We start from the raw sequence: 10,960 nt of genomic DNA, 5'->3' as shown, positions 1-10,960 counted from the left end.
CGGCCGCCATCCGGCTGACGCCGCGCGTCGGGGTCGTCATGACGCTCGCCGCCTTCCTCGGAGTCGTCGCGTTCTTCTGGCCGTTCGCCGTCGCCCCGGGGAAGTTCGGCTCCCACTACGCGCCCCCGCTCATCTTCGGCGTACTGCTCGTCCTCGTCCTGTGCGTGGTGCTGTCCGAGATCGCCGAGGGCGGCATCGACTCCAAGGCGCTGGCCATGCTGGGGGTCCTGTCCGCCGTCAACGCGGCCCTGCGCCCGCTGGGCGCCGGAACCGCCGGCGTCGAGACCGTCTTCTTCGTCCTCGTCCTCGCCGGACGCGTCTACGGACCCGGCTTCGGCTTCACTCTCGGCTGCACCTCCCTCTTCGCCTCCGCGCTCATCACGGGCGGGGTCGGGCCGTGGATGCCGTACCAGATGTTCGGCTGCGCGTTCGTCGGCATGCTCGCCGGGTTCCTGCCCCGGGCGACCGGCCGCCGGGAGGTCCTCATGCTCGCCGTCTACGGCTCACTCTCCGGCTACCTCTTCGGCTTCCTCCTCAACCTCTCCTTCTGGCCCTTCTCCCTCGACCCGAACAGCTCCCTCGCCTACCTCCCCGGCCTGCCCTTCACCGAACAGTGGCACCGCTACCTCGCCTTCGACCTCGCCACCTCCCTCGGCTGGGACACCGGCCGGGCCGTCACCAACTTCCTGTGCGTCCTGCTGGCCGGCCCAGCGGTCCTCACCACCTTCCGGCGTGCCGCCCGCAAGGCCCGGTTCCACGCACCGGCCCGTTTCGAGGAACCCCGGCGGACTTGACGCCGGTTCACTCCGAGGTCGTCGACCAGTTCGCGGACGATCCCGACGCGGATGCGGGACGAGGCGAGCGCCGTAGTGCCGGGGAAGCCGCGTCGTCAACCGGTGCGTACGATGCCCGGATCGTCAGCCGAGCCCGCCGAGCCGACGCCTGCGGGACGCGTACTCCTCGACCGCCTCCCGGAGGTCCTTCCTGGTCATGTCCGGCCACGGCGTCCGCGTGAAGACCATCTCGGCGAACGCCATCTGCCACAGGAAGAAGTTCGACGTGCGCGTCTCGCCGCCGGGGCGCAGATAGAGGTCCACGTCCGGAAGGGCGAGCCCGTTGAGGTAGCGGGCGAACACCTTCCCGTCCAGCGCGGTATCGGCCAGGACTCCGCTGCGGGCGTCCTCGGCCACCTGGTTGACCGCACGCAGGATCTCGTCCCGCCCGCCGTAGTTGATGCACAGGACGAGGGTCAGCGCGTCGCGGTCCCCGGTGAGTTCCTCGGCCGACTCGATCTCACGCAGCAGGAAGCCGGGGAGACCCTCCCGCGCACCCAGCCACCGCACCCGCACCGGCGACGACCTCCTGAAGCGCCCGCGCCCCCTGCCGGTGCCCGCCGCCGCGCGGCAGCCCCCGCTGCTCCGCCCACCGGCCGTTGCCGTCCGGCGACAGCGCCACATGGCGGGGCAGGAGTTCTCCCGGTATGTACGTCACCATTTCCGCTTCCCCCGTTTTCCCCGTCCAGGGGACAGCCGTCTCTGACCAGGCCGCCCGCCGACGGAGGAGTCGGAGAAGCGTACGACGGGGGGAGTTGGTGTAGGAACGGGTCTCAGGGGCTGAAGTGATCGGCATATGCCCCGCCGGCGTGATGGAGTTGGGGTGATACGGGGTGGCGGTGCGGTGCTCAGAGTGGGCGAACTTCGGAGGCGTGAGATGCAAGGTGGCCGGGTCGCGGTCGTGGGCGGGAGCATAGCGGGATGCGCGGCGGTGCTCGCGCTGGGACGGGCCGGCGCCGGGGAGATCACGGTGTACGAGCGCGCGTCGGGCCGCATGGCCGAACGCGGGGTCGGGGTCGCCGTGCACAACGACCGCTACGCCGAACTGGAGTCGGCCGGGTACATAGACGCCTCCGTTCCGTGGGCGCGGATCGTCCACAACCGTTTCTACGTCCGCGACCACACGGCACCGCACGACCCGCGAGGCCGCGAGGTCGCCGTGATGCCCTTCCCGTTCCGCACGTACAACTGGGGTTCCCTCTGGCAGGACTTGCGCCGTCGGATACCCGAGGCGGTGGAGTTCCGCACCGGTGCGGCGGTCGAGACGGTCGAGGTGACGCCGGAGGGGGCCGTGGTCCACACGGGCGGCGGCAGCGAGCACTACGACGTGGTCATCGGCGCGGACGGCTACCGCTCGGCGGTGCGCGCGGCGGCGTACGCCGATGTCCTGCCCGAGTACGCCGGCTACCTGGCCTGGCGCGGCGCCTACCCGGCGAGCCGGCTGCCCGACCCGGAACTGCTGCCCGGGGACGAGGGGGCGTACGTCCTCTTCGACGGCGGCCACCTGGTCGTGTACCGCATACCCGACGGAGCCGGCGGGCACCGCGTCAACTGGATTCTCTACGCGACCCCTCCGCCCGGACTTGACCAGGGCCTGCACACCCCCACGAGCCTTCCCCCAGGTACGGCGGACGACGGACTGCGCGCCCATCTCGCCCAGATCTGCGCCGAGATGCTGCCGCCCTACTGGGCCGACCTGGTCCAGGCGACCACCTCCGACGAACTGCTCCTGCAACCCATCTACGACTTCACGGCGCCTCACTACGCGGTGGACCGGGCCCTGCTCATCGGAGACGCGGCCACCGTCGCCCGCCCCCACACAGGCGCGGGCGCGGTCAAGGCCCTCCAGGACGTCACCCTCCTGGAGAAGGCGTTGACTTCGGCCGCCGACTGGCCCGAGGGCCTGGCCGCCTACGACGCGGGCCGCGCCCCCGTGGGCCGCGCCATGGTCGATCTCGGACGTCGGCTCGGCCAGGCGCTGGTCACCGAGACGCCGAACTGGCGGACGTTCGATCAGACGGCCCTGGAGACCTGGTGGAAGGAAGCGACCGGCGCGGGCGGGTTCGGGGGGCGGAAGCTGACACGCTAGGCGCTTCGACCCAGTCATGCGCCGAACACACCTCGCGGCTCGTCCCGCCGCGCGGCAGACGACCTCGATCGCGTTTCCGCCCTTTCCCCGCGGCCACTGAACGCCGACGTCGGGAACCTTGACGCCCGTGGTCGTGCACCCCGGCGCCACCCAAAGGGTCGGGGCAGGTTGCGGACGTCGAGGTACTGGTTGGCGCGTTCGTTGCCTGTCCCTTCGACGCCGGAGCGGGCGGCGGTCGCGTTTGAGGCAGAGGCGGCGGACAGGGTGCCGTCGCTCAGGACCATCGGCAGCCGTTCGGCGTTGACGTGCTTGCCGGATGCCGGGGCCAGGCCGGGGAGTTTGGGTGGGGTCGGTGCACAAGCGTGGGAGGGGGCAGCCGAGATACGGCCGGAAGGGATAGCAGAGCCGGTCTTGAGCGGGTGACCGCTGCCTCTGGGGCTGCTTGATGTCGGTCGCGGGTGTCGAGCGTAGGGGTCGTGCGGCGGGTGGGCGCGGGGTTCCCCGGGGCCGTCGTATCGCTTGGTGATCATCCTGGTGCGGCCCCGCGCAGAAGTGACCGTTTTCGTACCAGGGCGGGAACTGGCGGCGTGACCTCGATAGAACGGGCCGCGTATCTGCGGTTCAAGCGGTTGATGTCGGCGCGGGAGATGCCTGTCTTCTTCACGCTCAGGCCCGAGGAAGCGGCGTGGGCGCGGGAGCGGACCCGTTCCGATGAGCATCTGCTCGCCCTGGCTCTGGCGCTGAAGCGCTACCAGAAGCTGGGCTACTTCCCGAAGTCGGACGAGGTCCCCGAGGCAGTGGTCGAGCACGTGCCGGGCGCGCTGGAGCTCGTCGAGGGCACCGGGCCGCACTACGAGTCGGCCAACACCGCCAAGCTGCACCGCAAGCTGGTGCGTGAGCGGCAGGGCATCTCCTACGACCAGGAGCGGGCCCGGGGAAGAACAGCCTGCCGCGGCCTGACAGAACCCCGTGCCGGTCGTACGCTGCGCGAGGTTCTGCGCGATGCGCGGGCCGGGTCAGCTGCCGCAGGCGCATCCGGCGGCGGCCGTGGCCGGTTCGGTGTCGGCGATCTGTCCGCTGGTGCCGCAGCAGGCGTCTCCGCCGCCGGCGGCGCTCTTGCCGAGCTGGTCGACGTCGGCCTTGACGACGTAGACCTCCCAGGGCTCCTTGCCGGGGCCGTGGACCCAGACCTTGTCCTGGAGGGCATAGCAGCACGAGGTGTCGTTCTCCTCGAAGGTGGCCAGGCCGGCGCCCTTGAGGCGGGTGGTGGCGGCGGTGACCTCCTCGGTGGACTCGACCTCGACGCCGAGGTGGTCCAGGCGGGTCTCCTCGCCGGGGGCGCCCTCGATCAGGACGAGCTTGAGCGGCGGGGTGGTGATGGCGAAGTTCGCGTATCCCTCGCGGCGCTTGGCCGGTTCGGTGCCGAACAGCTTGGAGTAGAAGACGATCGACGCCTCCAGGTCGGCGACGCGCAGGGCGAGCTGGGCACGGGACATGGCGGTCTCCCCGAATCAGGTTGTATCGACGGTTGTCGATATAGCCCGACCTTGCCACCGGATTAGATAACTGTCAACATAGAAGCATGTCTAATCAGGTGGTGACGGTGGCCGTCCAGGACCAGCCCGTGGCGTGCTGCCCGCCGATGGTCCGCGCCCCGCTCGGCGAGGAATCGGCCGCTGAGCTGTCGCGCATGTTCAAGGCCCTCGCGGACCCGGTCCGCCTGCGCCTGCTGTCGATGATCGCCTCCCATGAGGGCGGCGAGGCGTGTGTCTGCGACCTGACCGGGCCGTTCGACGTGTCCCAGCCGACGATCTCCCACCACCTGAAGGTGCTGCGCGAGGCCGGGCTGGTCGGCTCCGAGCGGCGCGGGACCTGGGTCTACTACTGGGTCATGCCCGCCGCGCTCAACCAGCTCTCCGGCCTCCTTGAGGCTCCCGCCCCCGCGGTGGCCTCCGGCCCGGCTTCCGGGGCGGTTTCCGGTTCGGGGTGCTGCGGATGACCGCCGTACTCCCGCTGGGGCGCCGGGTGGCCGCCGAGGGCGTCGGGACGGCCGCGCTGGTCGCGGTCGTGGTCGGCTCCGGCATACAGGCGACCGAGCTGTCCCGGGACGTCGGGGTGCAGTTGCTGGCCAACTCCCTGGCCACCGTCTTCGGCCTCAGTGTCCTGATCGTTCTGCTCGGGCCGGTCTCCGGCGCCCACTTCAACCCGGTCGTCTCCGCCGCCGTCTGGTGGACGGACCGCCGCACCGGCGGTGGCCTGACCCTGCGCGAGCTGGCGGCGTATGCGGCAGCCCAGACCGCCGGGGCGATCGGCGGCGCCGTCCTGGCCAACGCCATGTTCGCCCAGCCCCTGGTGACGTGGTCGGCCCACGACCGCTCGGCGCCGCATCTGTGGCTCGGCGAGATGGTCGCGACCTCCGGCCTGGTTCTGCTGGTCTTCGGGCTTGTCCGGTCCGGGCGGGACCGCTTCGCACCGGTGGCGGTGGCCGCCTGGATCGGTGCCGCCTACTGGTTCACCTCCTCGACCTCCTTCGCCAACCCCGCCGTCACGATCGGCCGGGCCTTCACCGACTCCTTCGCCGGGATCGCCCCCGGCTCCCTGCCCACGTTCGTCGCGGCCCAGATCGCCGGGGCCGTCCTTGGCCTGGCTCTGGTCGCGGCTCTCTTCGGCCGCCCCGTCCCGGCCGGCGCTCCCGCCGTCCCGACACCTGCCCCGGCCGGTGAGCACGAGCTCAGCGCTGCCCCCGGTCACTGAACCACCCTGTCCTGAAAGGGGCCTGAGACCATGCCCCCCGACCAAGCCACCCGTGAGCGACGGCCTGCTGGACGTCACGGCGGTCCTGACCCGCACCGCCGAACGCCGCGTGGACCGGTTCACCGGCGTGTTCTCCGCCGGGACCGTGGAACGGTACGTTTTCGAATCGCATGCCGCCCTCCACCGGACCGCCCAAGGCAAGCAGCACCTGTCCGCCCTGACCGACCACTTCGCCACCGAACGGCTGACCGCGCTCGCGCAGGCCAAGGGTCTGATGCCCAAGCCCGTCCCCGAGGTGCTGTTCGTGTGCGTGCAGAACGCCGGACGCTCCCAGATGGCCGCCGCCCTGCTCGCCCACCACGGCCAGGGCCGCGTCCATATCCGCTCGGTCGGCTCCCAACCCGCGGCCGAACTGGAGACCGAGGTCGTCGTGGTGCTGGGTGAACTCGGCCTGGACCTGTCCGCGCGTTCTTCAAGCCGCTGACCGACGACGTGGTGAGGGCCGCCGACGTGGTGATCACCATGGGTTGCGGCGACGCCTGCCCCTTCTTCCTCGGCAAACGCTATCTGGACTGGGACGTCCCCGACCTCGACGGCAAGACTGTCGAGGAGGTCCGCGCCATCCGCGACACCATCGCCGAGCGCGTGACGGGCCTCCTGGCCGAGATCACCACCGTCCCCACAGACGCCGACAGCTGATCTGCCGTGGCCTTCAGGCCCGGTCCGAGCCCAAGGAAGATCCCCGTGAGTACTCCCGCCCGTCCGTCCGTGCTGTTCGTCTGCGTTCACAACGCCGGCCGGTCCCAGATGGCCGCCGCGTTCCTCACCCACCTCGTCGGCGACCGGGTCGAGGTCCGCTCCGCCGGGTCTGTCCCCGCCGACCAGGTCAACCCCGCCGTCGTCGAGGCCATGAAGGAATCCGGCATCGACATCTCCGCCGAGACCCCCAAGATCCTCACCACCGAGGCCGTCCAGGCATCCGACGTGGTGATCACCATGGGCTGCGGGGACACCTGCCCCGTCTTCCCCGGCAAGAAGTACCTCGACTGGGCCCTGGAAGACCCGGCCGGGCAGGGCGTCGACGCCGTCCGCCCGATCCGCGACGAGATCGAGACCCGCATCCGCGCCCTGATCGGTGAGATCGCTCCCGCCGGGCGTACCTGACGCGCGAACGCGGCCGGTGACCACCGATCTGGCAGGCGGCGGTCACTGGGCGCGGCTCGCAGGAATGAGTAGTTCTGAGAGACCGGAGACCCCCAGCGCACTGCGTCCGGTTTGTCCCCGATCTTCGTTCTCATAACCTCTCGCGGAACAGCCTTCGCACAATGCCCCTCGCGGTAGGCCCACACCCCCCGCTTCATGCTCGTCCCACCAGCTCCGGGCCGAACTGGAGGTGAAGACCCCCGCCGACCGCGGCCCCGGCCGCGCGTGGGAGTTGGGCCCCGCGTTCGACGCCACGGTGCCCGAGGCCGCGACGAAGCCCACGAGGGTGGGTTACGCCCGTTGCAGCACCGCCCAGCAGGAGCTCCAGAGCCAGCTCGACGCCCTGGCGGAAGCCGGGTGCGACCCGGTCTTCTCCGAGAAGATCAGCACCCGGATCAGGGTCCGGCCCGAGTTCGTCAAGGCGATGGACTTCGCCCGCACCATCAAGAAGGCTGTCCCCCACCAGCGCGTGATCCTCACGGTGCACGAGATGAAACGGCTGGGACGTGGCGTCGCCGAACTCCTGGCCATCGCCAAGGACCTGCGCCACCACGACATCGAGCTCGAACTCCTCACCGGCCCCCTCCGGACACGGCCCCGCCCTCTTCGCGTTCTTCGCCGGCATGGCCGAGTCCGAACGGGAGTATATCCGGGAGAAATCCCTCGAAGGCCAGGCGTCCGCCCGCGAACGCGGCCGGCACGGAGGACGCCCCAAGGTCGTCGACGCCGACATGGCCGACTACGCCCGCGCCCTGCGCGCCCAGGGCGTCCCCGTCCCGCAGATCGCCGGCGAGCTCGTCATCCCCTCCGGCAAGAACAAGAGCGAGCACCCCTCGGGTCGCCACCGTCTACCGCCTCCTCGCCGAAGCTGACGCCGGGTGACTGCGGGCGGGGCCGTCGGCGCCGCAGAGCGGTCTGGGAGACTCGGGCGGTGACCGCTGTGGACGAGACCGCCCGTATGGGCCTGTTCCGCCGGGGCTTCGCCCTGGAGTACACCACGCTCGCCTGGAACGTCGTCGGCATCGTAGTGCTCGCCATCGCTGCGGTCCCCGCCCGCTCGGTGGCACTGGCCGGGTTCGGCCTGGACTCTCTGATCGAGATCGGTGCCTCGACGGTGGTGATCTGGGAGCTGTTCGGCACCGGCGAAGCCCGCCGGCGCCGCGCCCTGAAGTTGATCGGCCTCGGCTTCGCGGCTCTCGCCGCCTACCTGTTGGTCCAGTCCACCTGGGTGCTGGCCGCCGGACACCACCCGCACCACTCACCGCTGGGCATCGCCTGGACCGCGATCACCGCCGCCGCGATGTTCGCCCTCGCCGCAGGCAAGGTCCGCACCGGCGCCGCCCTGGACAACCCGGTGCTCAAGACCGAGGGCCGCGTCACGCTCATGGACGGGCTCCTGGCCGCCGCCGTCCTGCTCGGCCTCGTCCTCAACGCAGCCTGGGGTCTTTGGTGGGCCGATCCGCTGGCCGGGTACGTGCTGGTCCACTACGCGATCCGCGAGGTACGCGAGATCTTCACCGCCGAATCATGACCCCTCGTCCGCCGCACGTCACGTCCCCGAGCTTGGACCTGCGAAAGCCGTCCCGGTGGCTCGGGGGAGGCCACCAGGACGGCTCCGCCCAGGCGTAGAGCCTGCGGCGCCCTACAGACCCACCGACTTGAGCATGTTCAGCAGCACGTCGGCGTTGTCGATAGCGTTCTGCAACGACTCGTGGGCCGCCTCCAGCTGCCCGGTCTGCGCGGCCAGGGTGTCCACCTCGCGGTTCTGCGCCATCAACCTCAACGGGGTGCCGGCCCGCAGCACCTGCCAGCGGATGAACTCTCGCCGCACCAGGTCGTCCAGAGATGCCCCGGCGGCCTTGAGCTGCTCCTGCCACGCCGCGTGGCGAGCCTCCTCGTCCAGCTTCACCCCGTCGGCCGTCGCCGCCTCGGCCTGGACCACGCCGAGCAACGCGTTTGCCGTCCGCACCCGGTACGCGTCAGGACCGTCGAGCCGGGCGTGTCCCTCCGGTGTGTTCTCCCCGGAGTGCAACCCCAGTGCGGCCATCGCCGCGGCGACCTGCTGGATCGTGGCCGGAGCCTCGCCCCGCCCATCTGCTTACTCGTCCCGGCAGGCTATCGACGCCGCTCACCCCACGTCCGGTGAAGCCGACAACTCTCCCCGTACCGGCGTACGGCACGTCTCCGGCATACTCCGGGCCAGGCCCCAGCACATCGGCCAGGACTTCAAGATCACCTCATGGGTTCGTTTGGGCTTACCTCGAAACCCCAGCAACCGCCCGCAGTTCCAAGATCGCGCTGCTGTCCCTTCCGGCCGTATCTCGGCTGACTTTTTAGGACGTCCGCCGTGGGCGGGCGCCGGGGAGGACGGGGCGAGCGCCTGGCGGGTTCCGCGTCCGTCGATCGACAGGCGCGATACCCTCGAATCACCGCAGCGCCAGGTGCGCATCTCACGTCGTCCTCACGGGTCGGCCGATGAGGCCGTCCTTGAGGGCGCCGGCGATTCTCACCACGCGTTCGGCCTGGTGACGGGCGGCGTTGCGGGTCTGCTCCCCGACGGGGTTGGTGCCGTGTGCGTCGACGTGGGAGGTGCCGTACGGATTGCCGTCGGCGAACTTGACGGGGTCGGTGAATCCGGGGCTGACGATCAGGCCGCCGAAGTGGTGGATCGAGTGGTACAGCGCGAGCAGGGTGGACTCCTGGCCGCCGTGCGCGGTGGCGGAGGTGACGAAGCCGCTGTAGACCTTGTCGGTCAGCTTGCCCTGGGCCCAGAGACCTCCCAGGGTGTCGATGAACTGCTTCAGCTGGGAGGAGACGTTTCCGAAGCGGGTCGGTGTCCCGAAGACCACGGCGTCGGCCCAGTCCACGTCGTCCCGAGTGGCGACCGGAATGTGGGCGCTCACGGCCGCGTGAGCGGCCCAGGCTCCATTGGCGGCGACGGCGGCCTCCGGGGCGAGTTCCGCGACCTTGCGCAGGCGCACCTCCGCGCCTGCTTTCTCTGCGGCTTCGGAGATCTCCTTGGCGATCTCGGCGCTGTAACCGGTCGAGGAGTAGTAGACGACGGTCAGTCTTACGGGGGCGGTTGTGACGGCGATCTCGGTCATGGTGCTTCCTGTTCTTGGTGATCGGTCGGGGAGAGGGGCGCATCGACAGGGAGACGGGCTGCGCGATCCCAGCCGAAGCAGCATGCGCCTGAATTTCATTACAGTCAATACTTGTAACGTAATTCGGTCTTTCTTTCGTGAGGGCGAGTCGCTGCGCCACTGGATCAAGGGGGTCGGTGAACGCGTCCTCCGCAGCGCCTGTCCGGCCGACACCGGCGTCCACACCGGCTTTGACCTGCGATGTTGTGCGAGGCGATCAGTTCCGCTTGCGCCCTCGGGATTGTCTGCGGCGATGAAAGCGGGGTGCTAGACAACCCTTCGGTGCCGAGTGTGGGTGGAGGAACCGAGCTGCCCCGCAGTGAACGGGAGCCGGGGTGGCGTGGTGTGTCGCGCCCTTCCACACACGAACTCACACGAAGTACGGAGAAGTGCGTGAAGCGAAACGAGAGAATCTCGCGTGGCATGGCCCGCCTGCGGCGGGCGACGTTCACGGGCATGGCGGTCCTCGCGGCCGGCGCCCTGCTCGGCGTGGCCGCGACCAGCGCGAGCGCGGACACCGGGCCGACGGACGAGCAACTGCTCTCCCAGTGCCGCACCGCGGACCTCTGCAAGTTCACCCCCACGCGGCTGGACCAGGGCATGGTCGGTCCGGAACACCAGGTCGGTCCCACCGTCATCAACTGCGGCGGCACCGTCAGCCGTACCTGGGGCTGGTCGGAGACCACGGGAGAACAGACACAGGTCAACCTGAGCCTGTCGACGACCATGCAGCTGCTGGACATCCTCAACGGGTCGGCGTCCGTCGCGTTCGGGCGGACGTTCGAGAAGAGCCACACCGCGTCCGAGACCCTGACGCAGAAGATGGAGCCGTTCACCCAGGCGTGGACCACACGGGCCACCGGCCTCCAGGTCATCACGGGCGACTGGGAGCTGCACTTCCCGTCGAGGTTCTTCGGCCACTACTACTGGTACGACAA

14 protein-coding genes and 2 pseudogenes are annotated in these 10,960 nt (G+C 70.2%); 12 read left to right on the top strand and 4 right to left on the bottom strand.

Annotated elements, in window-relative coordinates; genetic code table 11:
* The first annotated feature begins 38 nt into the window (after window positions 1–38).
* Window positions 39–794: an ECF transporter S component gene (locus ABZX85_RS47450; RefSeq protein ID WP_355884505.1), complete on the top strand. Its 756-nt coding sequence runs from the start codon at window positions 39–41 to the stop codon at window positions 792–794.
* Between the two features lie 123 nt (window positions 795–917).
* On the opposite strand, the gene uppS is transcribed toward ABZX85_RS47450, so the two are convergent.
* Window positions 918–1,349 (bottom strand): polyprenyl diphosphate synthase, encoded by a 432-nt coding sequence (uppS, locus tag ABZX85_RS47445; protein WP_355884412.1) that lies wholly within the window; start codon window positions 1,347–1,349, stop codon window positions 918–920.
* A gap of 385 nt (window positions 1,350–1,734) precedes the next feature.
* Between uppS and ABZX85_RS47440 the strand changes: the two genes are divergently transcribed.
* Window positions 1,735–2,922, top strand: coding sequence for an FAD-dependent monooxygenase (locus tag ABZX85_RS47440; RefSeq protein WP_355884410.1), 1,188 nt, complete (start codon window positions 1,735–1,737; stop codon window positions 2,920–2,922).
* A gap of 458 nt (window positions 2,923–3,380) precedes the next feature.
* Window positions 3,381–3,842: pseudogene (locus ABZX85_RS47435) on the top strand (DUF4158 domain-containing protein); the annotation flags it as partial.
* A 96-nt stretch (window positions 3,843–3,938) separates the two neighbouring features.
* On the opposite strand, the gene ABZX85_RS47430 reads toward ABZX85_RS47435, so the two are convergent.
* Window positions 3,939–4,418, bottom strand: coding sequence for an ArsI/CadI family heavy metal resistance metalloenzyme (locus ABZX85_RS47430; RefSeq protein ID WP_355884408.1), 480 nt, complete (start codon window positions 4,416–4,418; stop codon window positions 3,939–3,941).
* A gap of 86 nt (window positions 4,419–4,504) precedes the next feature.
* On the opposite strand from ABZX85_RS47430, the gene ABZX85_RS47425 reads away from it, so the two are divergent.
* The 8 genes and pseudogenes from ABZX85_RS47425 (at window position 4,505) to ABZX85_RS47390 (ending at window position 8,410) form a co-directional block, all read left to right on the top strand.
* Complete coding sequence (locus ABZX85_RS47425; RefSeq protein ID WP_355884406.1) at window positions 4,505–4,921, top strand: metalloregulator ArsR/SmtB family transcription factor; 417 nt, start codon at window positions 4,505–4,507, stop codon at window positions 4,919–4,921.
* Window positions 4,918–5,676, top strand: a complete 759-nt coding sequence (locus ABZX85_RS47420; protein ID WP_355884404.1) for an aquaporin — start codon at window positions 4,918–4,920, stop codon at window positions 5,674–5,676. The genes ABZX85_RS47425 and ABZX85_RS47420 overlap by 4 nt, the downstream gene beginning before the upstream one ends.
* A 52-nt stretch (window positions 5,677–5,728) precedes the next feature.
* The gene (locus ABZX85_RS47415) at window positions 5,729–6,160 is read left to right on the top strand and encodes a hypothetical protein (RefSeq protein WP_355884402.1); all 432 of its coding nucleotides are present in this window, start codon (window positions 5,729–5,731) and stop codon (window positions 6,158–6,160) included.
* 11 nt (window positions 6,161–6,171) lie between these two features.
* Complete coding sequence (locus ABZX85_RS47410; protein WP_355884400.1) at window positions 6,172–6,375, top strand: hypothetical protein; 204 nt, start codon at window positions 6,172–6,174, stop codon at window positions 6,373–6,375.
* Between the two features lie 45 nt (window positions 6,376–6,420).
* Window positions 6,421–6,840: an arsenate reductase ArsC gene (locus tag ABZX85_RS47405; protein WP_355884398.1), complete on the top strand. Its 420-nt coding sequence runs from the start codon at window positions 6,421–6,423 to the stop codon at window positions 6,838–6,840.
* A gap of 229 nt (window positions 6,841–7,069) precedes the next feature.
* Window positions 7,070–7,402 (top strand): annotated as a pseudogene (locus tag ABZX85_RS47400) (recombinase family protein); the annotation flags it as partial.
* 100 nt (window positions 7,403–7,502) lie between these two features.
* Window positions 7,503–7,751 carry a hypothetical protein gene (locus ABZX85_RS47395; RefSeq protein ID WP_355884509.1) on the top strand — a complete coding sequence of 83 codons (249 nt, stop codon included), beginning with the start codon at window positions 7,503–7,505 and terminating at the stop codon, window positions 7,749–7,751.
* A gap of 59 nt (window positions 7,752–7,810) precedes the next feature.
* A complete protein-coding gene (locus ABZX85_RS47390) occupies window positions 7,811–8,410 on the top strand; it encodes a cation transporter (RefSeq protein WP_355884503.1) in 600 nt (199 codons plus the stop codon).
* Between the two features lie 111 nt (window positions 8,411–8,521).
* Here ABZX85_RS47390 and ABZX85_RS47385 read toward each other — a convergent pair whose 3' ends face one another.
* Together ABZX85_RS47385 and wrbA are read right to left on the bottom strand one after the other, a co-directional pair.
* A complete protein-coding gene (locus ABZX85_RS47385) occupies window positions 8,522–8,926 on the bottom strand; it encodes a DUF6245 family protein (RefSeq protein ID WP_355884396.1) in 405 nt (134 codons plus the stop codon).
* Window positions 8,927–9,329: 403 nt separating this feature from the next.
* On the bottom strand, window positions 9,330–9,983 hold the full coding sequence (gene wrbA / locus ABZX85_RS47380; protein WP_355884394.1) for an NAD(P)H:quinone oxidoreductase: 654 nt from the start codon (window positions 9,981–9,983) through the stop codon (window positions 9,330–9,332).
* Window positions 9,984–10,415: 432 nt separating this feature from the next.
* Here wrbA and ABZX85_RS47375 point away from each other — a divergent pair.
* On the top strand, window positions 10,416–10,960 hold a 545-nt coding region (locus tag ABZX85_RS47375; RefSeq protein WP_355884392.1), incomplete at its 3' end, for a hypothetical protein.

Origin of the sequence: Streptomyces sp. NPDC004539 (assembly GCF_040610055.1) — a bacterium.
Lineage (GTDB): Bacteria > Actinomycetota > Actinomycetes > Streptomycetales > Streptomycetaceae > Streptomyces.
This window is presented reverse-complemented; position numbering and strand designations above follow the sequence as displayed.